This is a genomic window from Nostoc sp. (assembly GCF_036917195.1).
Lineage (GTDB): Bacteria > Cyanobacteriota > Cyanobacteriia > Cyanobacteriales > Nostocaceae > Nostoc.
Genome location: NZ_JBALDG010000077.1, coordinates 209,016 through 227,448 on the forward strand (window position 1 = coordinate 209,016; position 18,433 = coordinate 227,448).

Here is an 18,433-nt window from a genome sequence, read left to right on the forward strand (position 1 = left end):
CTAATTCGTAATAACGCTCAAAGACTCGCTAACGTAATTTGTAATTAAGAAACACCAAACAAGTCATGATCCAAGCGGTTCCCTATCTTCTCCCTACTCCCTCGTCCCCACTCCCTCACTTCTGCTTAACCTGTGGCAAGATTGAAATCAGATCGCATCGCACTTAACTAGGCAAACGAGATGCTAGGAAACACACTTGTTGGAAGATACCAAATTATTAGTAACTTGGGAGGAGGGGGTTTTGGTGAAACATTTGTGGCTTATGATACTCAATTACCCGGATCACCTCAATGTGTTGTCAAGAAACTTAAGCTTCAGGCAACTGATCCAGTAACTTTGGAGACAGCTAGGCGTTTATTTGATACAGAAGCACAAGTTCTATATAAATTAGGAACTCACGATCACATTCCCCAACTTTTAGCTTACTTTGAGGAGAATGCCGAATTCTATCTTGTACAGGAATTAATCAAAGGCCACGACTTGAGTCAAGAATTAATACCAGGTAAAACTTTAACTCAAGACCAAGTAATTTCACTTTTGCAAGAAATTTTGACAATCTTAGAGTTTGTCCATCAACAGAATGTAATTCACCGTGATGTTAATCCCGGAAATATCCTCAGACGCCACCAGGATGGCAAATTAATCTTAATTGATTTTGGTGCAGTTAAACAAATTACTACCCAGGTGATTACTCCTGAAGGTTCAAATAGAGGTACCGTTGCTATAGGTACGCCTGGATATATTCCTAGTGAACAAGCTCATGGTACACCAAAATTAAGCAGTGATATTTATGCTGTGGGAATAATTGCTATTCAAGCTTTGACTGGATTATCATCAGAGGAAATAGTAAAAGATGCTGATACTAATGAAATCATCTGGCACAATCAAGCCACGGTAACGCCAGAATTCGCTCAATTCTTAGATAAAATGGTGTGCTACGACTTTCGGCAACGCTATCCTTCGGCAACAGTAGCATTACAAGCGTTGAAAGAGTTAACCCAACCACCTGCTCAGACAATAGCGTTAACTCCTATTTCTGCACCAAAGAATATAACCAAACCCCAACCGAAAAAAGGAATACTAGTTAAAATTTTACTAGCAATATTTTTAATTGCGGTTAGTGGAGTAGCATCAATATTTATTTTTAATTACATTAATTCAAATAATGCCATAGAATTATCTAAGCAAGGAAATACATTTTTTGATTTGCAACGCTATCAAGACGCATTAGAAGTATATGAAAAAGCCATTAATATTAGACCAGATTATGCTCAAGGATGGAATGGTCAAGGCAAAACGCTGTATAAATTAAAAAAATATAAAGAAGCATTAGCTGCATATGATAAAGCAATTCAAATTCAGCCAGATTATTTTGAAGCTTGGAGCGGACGAGGCTTTGTATTGGTAAGTTTACAGCGATATCAAGAAGCGATCGCCTCTTTTGACAAAGCTTTACAATTAAATGATAAAAACTCGGAAGTCTGGAATGCTAAGGGTGAAGCTTTAAGTAATTTAAACCAATATGATCAAGCAATTAAATCTTATGAAAAAGCGATTGAATTAAAGCCAGATAATTACGAAGCTTGGTATAAGAAAGGATTAGCTTTACAGAATTCTCAACAATATGAGCAAGCGATCGCAGCCTATGAAAAAGTCGTTGATTTCAAACCAGACTACGAGCAAGCTTGGTATAATTGGGGAAACTCCCTAGTCAAGTTGCGACGCTACAGAGATGCGTTCACAGCTTATGATAAAGCAGTGCAATACCAGCCAAATTATTATCAAGCTTGGTTGGCGAGAAGTAATATCCTCATGAATTTACAACGTTATCCAGAAGCGATTGAATCTTTCAATCAAGTAATTAAATACAATCCTGGTAACTATCAAGCATGGTATAATCTGGGCTGGTCGCTGCATCAAACCCAGCGCTATGAAGAAGCAATAAAATCTTATAATAAAGCAGCAACACTTAAGAGAAACGACTATCAACTATGGTATAATTTGGGGAATTCACAATACAGTTTGCAGAAATACGCAGATGCGATCGCATCTTATAATAAGGCAGTTCGTTATAAACCAGACCATTCTGAAAGCTGGTATAGCAGAGGTAATGCTCTATTAAATTTGAAACGGTATCAAGATGCGATCGCATCTTACAATCAAGCAATAAAATACAAGCCTAATTACCAACAAGCAATAGACGCCCGCAATCAAGCTCAGATTCAACTGCAAGGCGAGAAACCAAAGCCTATAATTGTGCCAATTATCCCAGTTCCTAATCCTACTAATCCACCGCAGAGGACACCTTAGTAGACTGTGGCGTCAGTTTGCCTATTTTTAACAAGGGGATACCCCTTGTTTAGTCCCTTGTTTCGAGAAGTGCTATATAAAAGCGGCAGTGTGGAAATCTTGTAAAGTACGAGCTTGCTGAGACTGCAAAATTACAAAAACAGACCTTTGACACTCATGATATTTACTTTTTCTGCCGATTTTGTTTCTAATTTAGCCTGATTGTTTAAATATTAGGCGATCGCGATTTTATCTCCAAGGCTTGCCTGATTGCACATATCCCATTGATTGGTTTGTTGGTGTGCGATTGCTTAGTATCTAAAACTTATATATTAACAACACTTCTTAGAAGCAAGAATTAGAATTCTATTTGATTTTCAAGAATATTTTTAAATAAAAATTTATAATCCACAGCATTACTATAAATTTATTGACTATTTTAGCAAAAGCTGTGAGCATCGGTAATTTCTTGGGCAATCTAAAGATAACCTAGAATTTTTTCTTACCGAACTATGTGATTAAGGAGCTAACCCTTGATACAACAAAACTCCAGCCTATCATCATCTGACAAAGGAAATCATCCCTCACGAAATTTACTGATTCGATTTATTCTTGGCGGCACTACCCTTGTAGTCAGTATTTCTGCTTATTTCAGCTATCAAGCTGCTAGAAATATGATGCTCAAAGATTTGAGACAGAGCGCTTTTGTAGAGGTACAGAGAGGGGTTATTAAAATTGATCAGTGGTTATACCTTCGCCAAGTGGAGGTAGAAACCCTAGCTAATACTTCAACTGTCCGCTCCTTAAATTGGTCTGCGGCAGACCCCTATTTAAAGGCAGAAGTTAAGCGGATCAATGAATTTTTCCTTTTCCAAATAGCTAATCCAGATGGTTCATATTCCAATACAAAAGTTGGTCGATCAAATAAAAATATTCAGGATCGAGACTACTTTCAAAAAGCAATTTCAGGAAAGAGCAACATTTCTGACCCCTTCATTAGCCGTTCTACAGGAATTCCTTTAATTGCGATCTCCACCCCGATCTGGTCAAATTCTGCTAGCAGTAATTCACCGATTGGGGCTTTCCAAGGCAATGTGAAAGTCGATCACATTGCAGAGGTTGTCAACTCCCTGCACTATGACACCAACAGCTATGCTTTTGCCCTCAATTCCCAAGGACAAGCGATCGTCCATCCTAACTCGGCGTTAATGTCAACCGTAGAAAAACCTGCACCCAGCCTGCTGAAAATGGGCGATCGCAATTTAAATGCGATCGCCCAACGGATGGTAAACAAACAACAGGGAATTGAGTTGATGGAAATTGACGGCACTAAAAAGTATGTAGCTTATCTGCCGTTGCAAGCCGCTAATTGGTCTGTGGCTTTGGTGATTCCCCGCCAAAATATCGAATCTCGATTGCAATTCCTCGATTTGATTGCCTTAATTGTCGGTGGACTGACACTCACCATGATTACTGTCTTGTGGCAGGTGCAAGCATTTGAACAAGCTGAACTGAAAAAGTCTAAAGCTGCATCTGATACAGCCAACCATGCTAAAAGCGAATTTTTAGCCAACATGAGTCATGAACTGCGAACGCCCTTGAATGGCATTCTTGGTTGTGCCCAAATTTTGCTGCGTTCCCCAGCTTTACCTAATCAAGAGCAATATCACGTCAATATTATTGAACAATGCGGCTCTCATCTGCTGACTTTAATTAATGACATTTTGGATCTCTCCAAAATTGAAGCGAAAAAGCTAGAACTGTATCCCCATGATCTGCATTTCCCATCTTTTCTCCAAGGAATTGTCGAAATATGCCACATTCGGGCAAAAGAAAAGGGCATTTTGTTTGTCTATAAACCCGCGATCAACTTGCCTACAGAGGTTCATGTTGATGTCAAAAGATTACGTCAGATACTATTAAATCTGCTGGGAAATGCGATCAAATTTACGGATGAAGGTCAGGTTACTTTCAATATTGAAGTAATCGATCAATCTCCCAGTGATCAGCAGACAGTGAAACATCGCCTTCGCTGTACTGTAGAAGACACGGGAATTGGCATAAGTCCCGCAGAATTGAGCAAAATTTTCTTGCCATTTGAACAAGTAGGTGAGAAAAACCGCCAAGCTGAAGGCACAGGGCTAGGTTTAGCTATTACTCAGCAGTTAGTGCAGATGATGGGTAGCGATATTCATGTTAAGAGTCAGATCGGTCAGGGGAGTAGCTTTTGGTTTGAATTGGAGATTCCCGAAGCAACTGAATATTTTCAGCCTGCGATCGCTGTATCAGAGAAACAAATCATTGGCTTTGAGGGTAGCCCCTACACGATCCTGATGGTTGATGATCGCTGGGAGAATCGCATAGTGATTACAAACTTACTGCAACCACTGGGTTTTAATGTAGTTGAAGCCAGCAACGGTAAAGATGGTTTAGAAAAAGCGATCGCCCTCAAGCCAGACTTAATCATCACAGATTTGCTGATGCCAGAAATGGATGGGTTTGAATTAATTGAACACCTGCGTCACACTCCAGAAATTCAGGATGTCTTGATTATCGTCTCTTCCGCTAGTGTTTTTGAAGCCGACCAACATCGCAGCCTGCAAGCTGGAGGTAACGCCTTCCTCAGCAAACCTATACAGGTAAATGAATTATTGCATCAATTAGAACGCTACTTAAATTTGGTATGGATTTACAAGCAATCTCAGCCTGATGGAGAAAAAGCCAAAGAAGCAACAACAGCAAATAGCCAATCTGCTAAATTAACCCCTCCTTCCCCCAAAGTGTTGCAGGAACTAGTCACCTTAGCCAGTAAAGGTAACTTCAATGCCATTCTCAAGTGGACTGATCAACTTGAGGAAACAGACACAACCTTCGCGCCATTTGCTAACGAACTACGACAGCTAGCAAGGCAATTTGATGAAGATTTAATCCTCAGTTTTTTGAGTCAATATGCGGTGGAAACAGTATGAAAACGACCATTGGAGACCAAAATAATTCTATCAATTACGCTCCTTCCAGGGGAGTTGTTTTAGTCGTTGACGATAACCCTACCAATTTACAAGTTTTATCCAGCTTTCTGGATCAGTCTAGCTTTGAAGTTTGGGCAGCACGCAGCGGTGAAAAAGCCCTTGGGCGATTAGAAAATGATGATTTACCTGATTTAATCTTGCTGGATGTGATGATGCCCGGTATAGATGGTTTTGAAACCTGTAAACAGCTAAAAAGCAATCCTCGTGTCCAAGATATTCCGGTCATTTTTATGACAGCCCTCTCAGAAACTGCTGATAAAGTCAAAGGTTTACAATTGGGAGCCGTAGACTACATTACCAAACCTTTTCAGCATGAAGAAGTCTTGGTGCGGATCGAAAATCACCTAAAGCTGAGAAATTTAACAAAAACCTTGATCGCTAAAAACGTCGAATTACAACAGACTCAAACTCAACTGATTCAAGCAGAAAAGGTAGCAGCTTTAGGTCAACTGACAGCAGGAATTGCTCATGAAGTTAATAATCCTATCAATTTTATAGCTGGCAACTTAAATTTTGTTGAACAGTATGTACATGAGATAGTTAATTTACTGTATCTCTATCAAAAATATCTACCCGAACCCCCAGATGAAATTAAAAATGCAATTCAAAAAAGCGATCTTAACTTTTTGTTAAATGATTTCTCTAAAATTATTCAATCCATGCAAGTTGGTACAAATCGCGTTACAGAAATTGTGTCATATTTGAACAACTTCTCGCGACACAGAGAAGATGGTAAGAAACTAGCTAACTTGCATGAAGGGTTGGAAAGTACATTACTCATTCTCGGACATCGGTTTAAACAAAATCCTAACCACCCAGCTATCAAACTAATCAAAGAATATGGAAATTTGCCACTTGTTGAGTGTTTTGCTGGCGAAATTAATCAGGTTTTTATGAATTTAATTTGTAATGCGATCGATGCAATTGAAGAAATATATAAAAATAAATACCTGGGTACAAATTCTCAATATCATGGTATGATTAAAATTAAAACTGAAGCAATTGGAGAGCAAGTTATTTTAAGAGTTGCCGACAATGGCTCAGGTATAAACAAAGCAGACCAAACAAAAATATTCGATGCCTTTTACACAACCAAACCCGTCGGTAAAGGAACAGGGCTTGGTCTATCTATTGCTTACCAAATTGTGGTTAATAATCATCACGGCAAGCTCACATACCATTCCCAACCAGGTGAGGGCATAGAGTTTATCCTTGAACTACCCATCCGATAAATTAGAATTTGCAAATTAAATAAAAAAATATCACTTTTTTATGTACTAGAACACCAATTCAGTAATCTTGAAAGAACCTCTCCCCCAACCCTGGTGGGGAATGGGGCTGGGGGCTTTCTCTCCAAAAGAAGTCTCTGACTGGGAATGCCTAATGGGAGGCTCTGCCTCAAGACTATATGTAACAAGTCCATTCATCTAAAAATTGCTCTAACTATCGAATATTCACCTCTTGCAGGTAATTTACTCCCTGAAGATATTCAATCTTAGTAGCTAAGTTTTTAGAGGCAAATGAATTTGTTCTTTTTGCAAAAGCTACCTTTTGAGAGTCAGCCAGCAGGCGTTGCTTTTGAGTATACTCATTCAGTTTGACTTGAGCTTGAGCATAAACTAGAGTATCGTTGGGAATATTTTGGAGAAATTTCAGAGCCAAATCAAAATCACCAATAGATGCTTTTTTGTAAGCGTTCTGCAAAAAGTACGCTGCTCTGATCTGCCGCTTTTTATTGTACTCAGCCAGCTTTTCTTGAACTAAAGCACCTGTATGACTTTCTTGAGGAATTTGACGCAGATATTGTAATGCAGTTGAAAAATCTTTTATCTGGGCACTTTCGTAAGCTTTTGCTAATAAATCTTGCGTCTGTACTTCAATGTTGATGGATGCTTGCTGAACTAGTTTATCTGTTTTAGATTGCCAATATAAAATATTTGGAATTTTAGCAACAGCATGAAGAACATCTGACCATCTGCTCTCATGAAAAGCTGTTTGAGCTATTTGGTATTGCTGTGCAGCTACTTGCCATTGTTGTTGCCATTCTTCAACTGTTGCTTGGGCTTCTGGATAAACATTGCTGTGGGAAGGAATTGATTTAACAAGTGCGATCGCCTCTTGCAAATCTCCTGCTTGATATTCTTTTGTGGCTTGAGATAGAGTTTCTGTTTCTGAGTATGCAGGTGCATTATTAATTAAAGAATATACACCAAATCCCATCACTAAAGAATTAGCCGCCAGTCCGACTTTCATTCCTGTTAATAACGGGGATAATTTCCCAGATGTAGGATTTTGAGATTTATCATCTTCAATCGCCGCCTCTAGGGGAAATTGCTCATCTACTTCTAATATTTCTGGTGGCTGATCCCATGTTATTTGTTTGAGTACCCGCAGTACCTCACCCGCAGACTGGAAGCGGTTTTGAGAATCGTAGCGGATCATTTGACTGAGAACAGCGGCTAGATAATCGTTAACTGGCGTGTTTTGAGAACGCCAAAAAATTTCATTAGTATAAGGATCAGCCTTTAATTGTAGTGGTTCTAGCCCTGTTAAAGCCTGAATGGCAATCATACCCAAAGCATAAATATCACTGTTGGGCTGTGTTTGACCAATAAATTGCTCCGGTGGTATGTATCCCAATGAGGTGACGGGAATCCGATAAATGGGCAATTCTGCACCTATACCAAAATCAACAGACTGGATTGAGCCAAAGTCAATCAGAACTAACTTGCAATCGCTAGTACGTCTAATCAAATTTTCCGGTTTGATGTCACAATGGATCACGCCTTGGGAGTGAACAAATTCCAGAATACCTAAGACATCTATCAGGAATTCTACAACTTCCCTTTCACTCCACAGACAACCCCACTGTTGCTTGATGGGCAATTCCGCAGTCAGCGCATGTCCTTCAATCCACTCTTGCACTAAATAAAATCGCTCGTTTTCTTCAAAGCAGGCGATGAATTCAGGAATTTGGTGATGGCTTCCCAGAAGCTTGAGGGTTTGGGTTTCAGTTAGAAACAGTAACCTTAGCATCTCCAAGTAGCCAGATTCGGAACTGCTAACTTTAATCTGTTTAACAACGCATTTGGGATTCTGTGGATAATCTACATCTACAGCTATGTATGTTTGTCCAAACACCCCTGCACTTAGGCTTTGGACAATTTGGTAACGCCGTTGTAGTAATTTACCGATTATGTGGTTGGTCATGACCTGGTTACTCAGTAAGTCCCTTTATTTAGTTTTTCTGACATTCCCACCTGTTTCCGGAATACTTTAGAAATAAATAACCAGAGTTTTGATACTTTAAATGCAAATTGAATTTTTTCAGTGTTTTTACTTAAAAAAATAGTATTTTAAATTACTAAATTTTAGAAAACTTATTAATTCTTAATATGACGATATATGTTTATATGATTAATAAAAAATTTCAAAGCTATTTTTTGTCTCTTTGTAACGGATTAGACGTAATTTAAAACCAAAAAAGAAAGAAGCCATAAAAATTGTGTAAATTTTGTATAAAATTTATGTATTTTTACTAGTATTGTAATTTTTTATCTTAGTTATGCTAAAAACACTATTGTTTGATTTAATACATAATCTTTAGTGCCAATAGAACCCTAGTTCAATACTGAATTTTTCACTACGCTTAGTTACTCTTATTGTGGAGCAACCGTGTCCTTTGAAAAACAGTGATTGTATAGGAAAAAGTTTTGTAGATTTTACCTAAACAGTTCAAATTTATAAGGGTGTCCAATGAAAAAGTGTTACAAATTGGCAATTACGGCTGCTATTGTTGGATTCGGATTAGGAACGCTGAACGTAGCACAAGCAGCAACTTTTACTGTAAATGCATCAGATCAAGGTTGGTGGGCTGTTGTACGCGAATATGGGCAGAATGATGGGAGTAATGATAACGATAATACCAACTATATAACTGGATATCTCCGCGGACTAGATTATCGTAACTTTTTTACATTCGATCTTGGTGCTATAGCAGGAGTCTCCTCAGCAACCCTGCAAATTCAAAGATTTGAGGGTGGAGTAAATCCACCAACAGAGACTCTAGGTTTTTTTGACGTTTCAACACCTGCTAATGTAGTTACTCATAAAAATAGTAGCCCCAACAACAGTATTTATAATGATTTGGGAAGTGGTAAAAATTATGGAACTTTTGATGTCACTACTTCTGGTGATCCAAACGAAATCCTAAGTTTTGTTCTCAACTCCGACGCCATTGCAGATATTAACGCCAGAAGCGGGAAATTTTTCTCAATTGGAGGTGCGCTTCAGGGTGATTTTGAATATGAAAATTATCTCTTCGCCGGTAGTGGTAATGGTTCGTTGGCTAAACTTGTTATTGATAATACCGATTTAACCCCTGTTCCGGAACCTAACACCCTTGGTGGGATAGCGGTTGTCGGTGTTGCAGGATGGTGGCTAAAGCGCAAACAAAAAGCCTCCCTAACTGTATAGGCTAATTTAGTTTGAAGGAACTCCAACAACTAAATTATCCAACTCATGTATAGACAAAGACAAAGAAGCAAGTAAATTCCTTCTTGTCTTTAGACATAGGAGTGAAAAAGAATGTAGAGACGTAGCAGTGCTAAGTCTCTACAAGGGTTCTGGATAACGCATATTTCATTTTTGGAGATGTCTATCAGTTTGAAGTTTGGTTGAGGACATTGGTGTGTCCAAGCGGTAGTCTCCTGGAAAAAGCATTGTTCATTTATTGAAAAAATATATCAATAAAAGTAAATACATATAAAATGATTATTGACAGCTAAATCAACAGCTATCTGATCCATCCAGCCTTACAAGACTTTGGCATAATCAGAAAAAATGCGGGAGAATGAATCTCTCACAAGCAATGCTGACATAGTAGGTTATAGTATTTATACAAAAATAATTTAACAAAATACTTAATTATTGCAAAAAAATTGCAATAATAATTACAATGGATCTAGCGATCGCCAAAACCAACCAAGGGATGATTAACATGAGTACATACGCGCAGGAATTGAGAAACACCGCCAAGGCAATGGTTGCTCCTGGTAAAGGTATCCTGGCAATGGATGAAAGCAACGCTACATGCAACAAGCGATTTGAAAAGTTAGGTATCCCCACGACAGAAGAACGACGACGTGCTTATCGGGAGTTAATTCTGACAACTCCTGGTTTATCTGAATACATCAGTGGAGCTATTCTCTACGATGAAACTATTAGCCAGTTTTCTCAGGCTAAGGTTGCTTTTACGAAGGTGATGCAAGACGCGGGTATGATCATTGGTATCAAAGTTGATGCCGGAGCTAAAGACTTAGCAGGTTGTCCAGGTGAGAAAGTCACCGAAGGATTAGATGGTCTAAGGGAGCGCATTGCTGAATATTACAAAATGGGCGCACGTTTTGCCAAATGGCGGGCTGTGATTACCATTGGTAATGGCATTCCTAGCGGTACTTGCATTGAAGCTAATGCTCATGCGCTAGCTCGTTATGCTGCTTTGTGTCAGGAAGGAGGACTTGTACCAATTGTGGAGCCGGAGGTCTTAATTGATGGCGACCATACAATAGAAGATTCTTACAAAGTAACAAATAAAACATTAGAAGCAGTATTTAATCAACTGCGTCTGCATAAAGTTGAGTTTGACCAGATGATACTTAAACCTAGTATGGTGATTTCTGGCTTGACTTGTCCCAATCAGGCGAGTGTAGAACAGGTAGCAGAAATGACTATTCAATGCCTACTCAATAATGTACCTGTTACTGTTCCCGGAATTGCTTTCCTTTCCGGTGGACAGAGTAACGAACGCTCAACGGAACATCTGAATGTGATGAATGCTAAATTTGCTTCCCAGTGTCCTTGGTCTGTTAGCTTTTCCTATGCCCGCGCTATTCAGCAACCAGCTTTAGATTACTGGCGGGGTAATGATCATAAGACATCTGAGGCACAAAAATTACTCTATCATCGAGCGAAGTTAAACGGAGCAGCCAGCCTTGGTCAGTACAATGCAGAGATGGAAAAAGCACCGACTTTGGTCTGATAGTTTAATTCATGAGTTTTTAGCGACTTTCCTCGACATCAACACAGGATTGTAGCGGTATTTGGAAAATAGTCTTTATCTATCCAGTACCGCTATTTTATTTACACTATTAGTTGCTTGGTAGAGTTGCTTCGACTTGCCCAAGAAACTTAAATGCTTGTTCTTTGGATTGCATGATGATTTCAGACAGCACATCTTCCCGACCAAGAGCTTCATAAAACTTGACTAAATCTTGAAATGTCGCATAGAACGCACAATATGCTTGCGTCCGAAATTCCATTAGTAACTTACTAGCCCCCATTATATCTGATGCACTGCTTTGAGCTTTGAGCAAGTAAGTTTCCGCTTCGATTAACTGTTCCACCGCCAAATGACAATTAGCAAGATTTTGACATGAAAGGACATAGATATGAATTGCCTCAGAATTACTTAAGTGGGAAGTTGCTTCTTGCAATACCTCCTCTGCAACAGTCAATGCTTTTTGATAGCAAGCGATCGCATCGTAGTATAACTTCACTTGCATCTTACTGTTTCCTTCCTGGATGTGGTTTTTCCAAACCGGATGGACTGCGTTCAGGTTTATTGGAGTGCTGTACATGATAAGTAAGGATAAGAATGAGTTGGGGAGAGCCTAAAAATCTTGATTCTCTCAAGAACCGCGATCCTCAATATTTCTTTAAGGGCATCAATACTTACAATTTACAACAATTGCGAATTTATATCAATAAAAAGCTGCAAGATCCACAACTGCGCCGCCTTACTGACTCTTAAGAGCCTCTCACGGACGCGTTTTTCGCTTTCGCAACATATCAAACAAACACCTTCTTCCCCGTTACACCCTTGTGTTTCTTAGGAGTCAATAGCTTGATCATAGACTGAAACACGATAAGCACAGCGGCGATCGCCACTTAAAATATGTTCGACTCGTTCAATGCTAACTGTAGAACCGAGTAACCTTGTGAAAACTTGTAATTCTGAACTGCACAATTGAGGGCACTTTTGGGCAGCAGTACAAATTGAACAGTGATTTTCCACTAGCAGAAATTCATTCGGTGACTCCTCAATCACCTCTGCCATATACCCTTCCTGAGTACGGAAGCAAGCAAGCACAGCTACTCGTTCCCGCCATAAAAGACTATCTGACATTTTGGCTGAATAATTTTGAATTTGAGTTTGAGTGCGCTGTGCAATTAACGCCTCTAACCCATCCATCCCAAATACTTGAGTTACCCCCTCAATTAGATTCACCACCAAGTCAGTATGATGATTAGGGAAAAAGTTCATGGCTTTATCTGTCAAATACCACAGCTTTAGCGGACGACCTACAGCTTGACGTTCTTCTGTATAAGTCACCAATTGCTCATCTTGTAGAGTTTGTAAATGTTGACGAATTGCCATTGATGATACTTGCAAGTGTTGAGCTAAATCAGCTGCCGACTGTTGTCCTTTGATTTTAAGTAAATAAAGGATTTGATTTTTAACTTTTACCCGCTCAACTGTAGCAGATTCATCCATGCTAACTGGATAGACCTTTATTGACTGTCTACCTAGATTAACGCAATTTTAAAATATTTTAAGTGTTTGGCAAGTAATATTGTGCTGTCCACCCCAACAATAGACCTAGCCATGCCAACGCCGTTGAGAAAATAATAAACTTTAACCTGCTCCAATGTCTCACTGTTAATACCATCATGACAGTAGAATTGATTGCAGTTATTAACCCAATGGCAATTGGTTGAGAAACTGGCAAGTTGGATTTTACTTCATGGATGAGTATAGTTATGGCACTGCTCATTAACCCTGAAGTCAAGGCTATTAGCATTTGTTGAAAATAATTTTCATTAGTGTAATGGATGTTTGAGTTATCAAAATTTGCTAAATGCCAATGGTAAAAGAGAATTCCTAAACCCCATAATCCAAAATTAATTCTCAAGTTCCCCAAGGCAAATCCTACAATTGCATAGATTAAAACTGTAATGCAGCTAATAAAAATAACTCTATCAATTTTGGCAACTCGATAATTTTGATAAGTGTAATGAAATTTACGCATATAGCGATTGTATTTAATTTATGAGAATTTGAAGTTATAGATCCCCGAAGGGATATTGTTTCTCAATAAAGATGTGAATTATATCATGTCCGGCTAATCACTTATGATTACTGTATCTGTGTAAAAATCCCAAAAGCCTCTTTCCCCCTGCTCCCTGCTCCCCTGCCCTCTAAATGATAAGTCTTTAACAGGACATGATATTATTGCATCCTTATAGCGTTTATTTGTAAATATGTAATATATTTATCCCTCCAGTTACTGTAGAGTGACAAATTAAATGCTATTGCAACAAATTAGTGTTATCAAGTTAAGCTTTATTTACTTTAGACTTGCAACAATTTGTTTTGATGTAGCCTGTAATTTTCCAATACTGATTTTAGGCTGAACGCAATCTTATTCCAAACTTCACACCCTCGATGACACAAAGCAAGGCATAGCGACAAATAAACAGTAACTGTGCAAAATTTCTGTAAAACTACAAAATACTCGGCCAGGAAAGAGTCAATAGGATGATTAAATTGCTTGACCAAAACAATAGCAAGAGCCACAAAACACTATTAATCAACCTGGGGTTTGCTTGAGAGAAATGAGTGGCTTTGATAAATTGCTGCTCATGCCAAAGTTGCCAAACTCGAAATGCAGTGTAGAGTGTACCAATGAGCACTACTAAACTTGGAAACAAAACCCTACTGACTACTCTTTCGGTCACAATTTGGATTACAAGAACCAGCAAATACAAGTCAAAGATTTTACGAAGTTGAGGATATTTAAACCAAACAACAAATGCAATCGTAGGAAGAATAAGTCCAATTGCGATCGCCAACCAGATCCAGACTCGAATAAATCTCACCCCAGCGTCGCTGTAGTTAATCACTTGACTAATTGGTAATACTTCAATTGAGGTAAGCCAACCCACAAGTACCACTACTAAAGTTGCTAGCAGCACAAATATGAATGCTGTTCTCCAAATCATTGTGTTCTCCAAGTCATTATCTGAATTACTGCGAATCCAGAAGATGATTAATTCGTTATTTTAAGTTAAGTAAGTCGGCGTAAGTATTTGTAGTTAAGGAAAACAGGAGGCAGGAGCGAAGAAGGTTTTAGCCTACTTTACATAGTTTGGTTTTATTGTGCCGACTTACCTAAAAGTTTGGTTTATCCCCCTTACCTACTTAGTACCAGGTTGAACCCTCGTAAATTTGCGAGGGTATTGTTATAGAGAATTAGTATTATATCATGTCCGGCAACGTGAGTAAAAAATGTTCGTAGTCAGGACTGAGTATTCTCAAAGTTTGCTACGCAAACATTACAAACCAAAGTTTTTATTATGGGTATTTTACCGGACATGATATTACTTGATTAATTAGAGACTAGTTGATGTGGCTAAACGGTTGTTCACCTCGTTCCAGTTAACTGTATTCCACCACTGTTTGAGATACTCTGGACGACGATTTTGATAGGTAAGGTAATAAGCGTGTTCCCAAACATCGTTGCACATAATAGGATAATTACCTTCAGACCAAGGACAATCTTGATTAGGTCTACTCGTCACCTCCAATTTCCCATCAACTGTCCGAACCAACCAGACAAAACCACTGCCAAATTGCTTGGCACCAGCATCATTAAACTGGGTTTTGAAGTTTTCAAAGTTACCAAAAGTTTCATTGATGGCTTCTGCAATGGCTCCTGTGGGTTCACCACCAGCATTGGGAGCCATCAGAGTCCAAAATATTGAGTGATTAAAATGACCTCCGCCATTATTGCGAACTGCATTACGAACCGCTTCTGGCAAAGTGTTCAATTCACGAATCAATTCCTCTATGCTTTTACTTTGTAAATCTGGATACGATTCCAGCGCAGCATTCAGGTTTTTAACATAGCCACCATGATGAAAATCATGATGAATCTCCATTGTTCGTGCATCAATGTAGGGTTCTAAGGCATCTGTAGAATACGGCAGAGGTTCCAAATTGTATGGCATAAACTCTTTTTCCTCTTAATGATATTTGATAGATTATTCTATCAAATATTTTGATAGAATAATCTATCAAAAGTTAAGAAAGCTTATAAAGTAAGCTTTCTGGGGATTTTATAGATGTGTACTTTTGCAAAGAAGCAAGCCAAGCTTTGCGTTGCAGGAGGCTAGTACAGCACGGCGTAAATAAGCAGACCACTTTTGACTTTTGAATGAGTAATTTTTGACTTCCGCCTTGCGGTACTAGTGGTGTACAGTAACAAATTAAATGGCGTTGAGACAAATTCGTGTCATCGAGTTAAGCCGGACTTACTTTAGTAGGGCAACCATTTGTGTTGATATAACTTGTAGGTTCCCTGTGCTACTTCTAAGCTGAAGGCTAGAAAGTACAAGCTTTACACCCTCAATGACATTAATTTGGTACAGCGACAAATAAAAAGTCACTGTACACGTGCTTATTTAGCTATATGCTAGGAAAGATGTGTTTCTTAAGGAAAAACTTCCGATGTCATCCGAACAGAATAAAGCAACTGTTCTCCAATTCTACAAAGCTTTTGCGGAAGGAGACTTTGAAAAACTAAATGAGACAACACATCCTAACATTGCTGTTTATATAAAAGGATCTACCGTACGCGGTATTGATAGTTTTTTTGAATTCACACAGATGTTTCGTTCTAGCTTTGAAAATTGCTACTTTACATTTGAAGATGTCATTGCTGGAGATGATAGAGTTGTTACTCGTGGAACAGTCACAGGTATACATCGTAAGGAATGGGTTGGTGTTCCACCAACAGGTAAGCAAATAACGTACTCACTTATACAAATTGCCCGACTAGAAGATGGCTTGCTCATTGAACATTGGGAGCAAGACAATGTACTAGCTGTAATGCAACAGTTGGACAAAAAAGAATAGTATATCAGCTATAGCAAACAGTTCGTGAGCAAAGCAATGTTGTACAGTGACAAATTAAATGGCGTTGAAACAAATTCGTGTCATCGAGTTAAGCCGGACTTACTTTAGTAGGGCAACCATTTGTGTTGATATAACTTGTAGGTTCCCTGTGCTACTTCTAAGCTGAAGGCTAGAAAGTGCAAGCTTTTCACCCTCAATGACATTAATTTGGCACAGCGACAAATAAAAAGTCACTCTACAAGTTTTTTATCTAGTTTGCGGGGTTTTAGTGGATATGAACGGTCTTCAATCGCATATTCTAACCCTTAGCTTCCGTATCTTCCTCAACCACCTCAGATTTTTCAGTTAAGGGCTTAACTACTCGCGCGATCGCTTCTTGAATAAAAGCCTTGATAAATTCATCTCTGCGATTAATCTGAAACTGTCGCTGCACAACTTCCGTCATTCCACCATCACCCCAATCTTGATCATGACGAAAATATTCAATAAAACTTTTACCAGCAATTCGCGTTAAATAAGCTGCTGTCACGCCTTGAATCGCTCTACCAACAATAAAGGTGGCAACATTAAGCTGCAAAGCTGTAGATAATAATTGAATTGCTCCCTTGACAATGCCCAAACTGGCGATGGTTTTCGCTAAAGAAAGGGCTAACTCTCGTCCCCGTTCCATATTCAATTCACAGCCATAGACTCTGCCAATTTCCACAACCATTTGAGCATTAACAGCAGCTGTCGCTAGCAAATCTACCACTGGTATCGGCGTGACTGATACTACACCAGCACCAATCCACTGAAAACGTTCCACGATTTTGTCAGCTTGACGGCGACGCTGGCCATCAATGAGTTTTCGCGCCTCGTCTCCCAATCGCAGAGATTGCAAAAGAATGTTATCTGCTACCAAATCTTCACCCTCAGCCCGTAAAACAGCAGCCGTGCGCCGCAACAAGGGGACAATATCTGGTTCCGGTTGGAAGGTTTCGCCAGTTTCTAGTTGTGCAGGTTGGGGATTAGCAGCGATCGCCACCACATCATTAGTTGCAATAAATCCCAGTACCCGTTGACGCAACCTAGCGAGGATAGCTTCTTTATCTTCATCTGTATAGAGATCAGTTTTGTTAAGTACCAGGAGCGATCGCTTACCAATCTCTGCCAACCCCCGCAGCGGCTCATATTCTGAGCGCCGTAAGTCATTATCTACCACAAACAACAGTAAATCTGCTTCTGTTGCCAGTTCTCGCGCCATTTGTTCCCGTTCCGTTCCCGCCACCCCTGCTTCTAAAATCCCTGGTGTATCTGTAATTAAAATCTTGCGTTCTAATCCCTTCAACCGTAGACAATAGGTTTCTCCAACCTGGGTTGTACCCATCGGTGCATTCACCTGACCAACCATCCGTCCCATAATCGCATTAACTAGAGAAGTTTTACCGGCACTTCCGGTACCAAATACCACTACTTGAATTTCACCCCGTGCTAAGTTGGCTTCAATTTCTCGTGATCGACTTAATAAAGCTTGGCGTGCTACCTCATCTTGAATTTGTGCTACCTGTTGTCGCACAGCTTGGAGAGTTGTAGAAGCAGCATCAGATTTAGCAGCGGGAATTTGCGCCGCAGTCACTCGCTTTACTTTGCGGCGCGATCGCTTTTCCCCAGATCGAATCACCAATACATAATAAACAAAAGCAGCAACCAACGCTCCTATAAGGAGAATCAGCAGCAACAGCAGCAAATTGCCTAGCAACGGCGAATAGGACAATTGCCAATAGAGGCGCGATAGGGAATCAATTAGCCATAGGGCTAGCCCCAAAATGACGATCAGACCAACAATCAGCGTTACTATGCGTGACAGAGGCATGGTTGGGAAATATTAGTGGGTATTCAGTAGGCAGATGCTTCTAATCTTAATAGTTTCAGTATTTTTTACCAGAGTGTTAGGAAGGAGCTTTTGATCAACGAGGCTGAAGTTTGAACTTTTGAGGTTGAACCTTAAGCCTTTGAGTCGATCATAATTATAAAACTGAGTAGGAGCGATCACTTCCAGCGATAACCAAAAAAGCGATCGCATTGTCATACCAATGAATCTGAATCAAATATTCAGTGACCGCCGCAGGTTTCGCTATGCCGATTTCTCAGCCTTGAG

14 protein-coding genes are annotated in these 18,433 nt (G+C 39.4%); 7 read left to right on the top strand and 7 right to left on the bottom strand.

Features of this window, described 5'->3' with window-relative positions; all coding sequences use genetic code 11:
- Positions 1 to 180: 180 nt before the first annotated feature.
- The 3 genes from V7K40_RS27365 (at position 181) to V7K40_RS27375 (ending at position 6,550) form a co-directional block, all read left to right on the top strand.
- Positions 181 to 2,310 (top strand): tetratricopeptide repeat protein, encoded by a 2,130-nt coding sequence (locus tag V7K40_RS27365; protein WP_334965334.1) that lies wholly within the window; start codon positions 181 to 183, stop codon positions 2,308 to 2,310.
- Positions 2,311 to 2,822: 512 nt separating this feature from the next.
- Positions 2,823 to 5,258 carry an ATP-binding protein gene (locus V7K40_RS27370; RefSeq protein ID WP_334965336.1) on the top strand — a complete coding sequence of 812 codons (2,436 nt, stop codon included), beginning with the start codon at positions 2,823 to 2,825 and terminating at the stop codon, positions 5,256 to 5,258.
- Positions 5,255 to 6,550, top strand: a complete 1,296-nt coding sequence (locus V7K40_RS27375) for a response regulator (protein ID WP_334965338.1) — start codon at positions 5,255 to 5,257, stop codon at positions 6,548 to 6,550. Before V7K40_RS27370 ends, V7K40_RS27375 begins: the two co-directional genes overlap by 4 nt.
- 211 nt (positions 6,551 to 6,761) lie before the next feature.
- Here the strand turns inward: V7K40_RS27375 and V7K40_RS27380 are convergent, their stop codons facing one another.
- Positions 6,762 to 8,528: a serine/threonine-protein kinase gene (locus V7K40_RS27380; protein ID WP_334965340.1), complete on the bottom strand. Its 1,767-nt coding sequence runs from the start codon at positions 8,526 to 8,528 to the stop codon at positions 6,762 to 6,764.
- 546 nt (positions 8,529 to 9,074) lie between these two features.
- On the opposite strand from V7K40_RS27380, the gene V7K40_RS27385 reads away from it, so the two are divergent.
- Both V7K40_RS27385 and V7K40_RS27390 read left to right on the top strand, forming a co-directional pair.
- Positions 9,075 to 9,794: a PEP-CTERM sorting domain-containing protein gene (locus V7K40_RS27385; RefSeq protein WP_334965342.1), complete on the top strand. Its 720-nt coding sequence runs from the start codon at positions 9,075 to 9,077 to the stop codon at positions 9,792 to 9,794.
- A 481-nt stretch (positions 9,795 to 10,275) separates the two neighbouring features.
- A complete protein-coding gene (locus V7K40_RS27390) occupies positions 10,276 to 11,358 on the top strand; it encodes a class I fructose-bisphosphate aldolase (protein ID WP_334965344.1) in 1,083 nt (360 codons plus the stop codon).
- Between the two features lie 109 nt (positions 11,359 to 11,467).
- Here the strand turns inward: V7K40_RS27390 and V7K40_RS27395 are convergent, their stop codons facing one another.
- Positions 11,468 to 11,881, bottom strand: a complete 414-nt coding sequence (locus tag V7K40_RS27395) for a hypothetical protein (RefSeq protein WP_334965346.1) — start codon at positions 11,879 to 11,881, stop codon at positions 11,468 to 11,470.
- Positions 11,882 to 11,973: 92 nt separating this feature from the next.
- Here V7K40_RS27395 and V7K40_RS27400 point away from each other — a divergent pair, with 92 nt between their 5' ends.
- Positions 11,974 to 12,129 (top strand): hypothetical protein, encoded by a 156-nt coding sequence (locus tag V7K40_RS27400; RefSeq protein ID WP_334965347.1) that lies wholly within the window; start codon positions 11,974 to 11,976, stop codon positions 12,127 to 12,129.
- A gap of 78 nt (positions 12,130 to 12,207) precedes the next feature.
- Here the strand turns inward: V7K40_RS27400 and V7K40_RS27405 are convergent, their stop codons facing one another.
- From V7K40_RS27405 to V7K40_RS27420, 4 genes are all read right to left on the bottom strand, one after another.
- Positions 12,208 to 12,873 carry a metalloregulator ArsR/SmtB family transcription factor gene (locus V7K40_RS27405; RefSeq protein WP_334965349.1) on the bottom strand — a complete coding sequence of 222 codons (666 nt, stop codon included), beginning with the start codon at positions 12,871 to 12,873 and terminating at the stop codon, positions 12,208 to 12,210.
- 58 nt (positions 12,874 to 12,931) lie between these two features.
- Positions 12,932 to 13,408: a hypothetical protein gene (locus V7K40_RS27410; RefSeq protein WP_334965351.1), complete on the bottom strand. Its 477-nt coding sequence runs from the start codon at positions 13,406 to 13,408 to the stop codon at positions 12,932 to 12,934.
- Positions 13,409 to 13,883: 475 nt separating this feature from the next.
- Positions 13,884 to 14,381 (bottom strand): hypothetical protein, encoded by a 498-nt coding sequence (locus tag V7K40_RS27415; RefSeq protein ID WP_334965353.1) that lies wholly within the window; start codon positions 14,379 to 14,381, stop codon positions 13,884 to 13,886.
- Between the two features lie 390 nt (positions 14,382 to 14,771).
- Complete coding sequence (locus V7K40_RS27420; RefSeq protein WP_334965355.1) at positions 14,772 to 15,389, bottom strand: superoxide dismutase; 618 nt, start codon at positions 15,387 to 15,389, stop codon at positions 14,772 to 14,774.
- Between the two features lie 499 nt (positions 15,390 to 15,888).
- On the opposite strand from V7K40_RS27420, the gene V7K40_RS27425 reads away from it, so the two are divergent.
- A complete protein-coding gene (locus V7K40_RS27425) occupies positions 15,889 to 16,296 on the top strand; it encodes an ester cyclase (RefSeq protein ID WP_334965357.1) in 408 nt (135 codons plus the stop codon).
- 298 nt (positions 16,297 to 16,594) lie between these two features.
- Here V7K40_RS27425 and V7K40_RS27430 read toward each other — a convergent pair whose 3' ends face one another.
- Complete coding sequence (locus V7K40_RS27430; protein ID WP_334965359.1) at positions 16,595 to 18,148, bottom strand: GTP-binding protein; 1,554 nt, start codon at positions 18,146 to 18,148, stop codon at positions 16,595 to 16,597.
- Between the last annotated feature and the right edge of the window lie 285 nt (positions 18,149 to 18,433).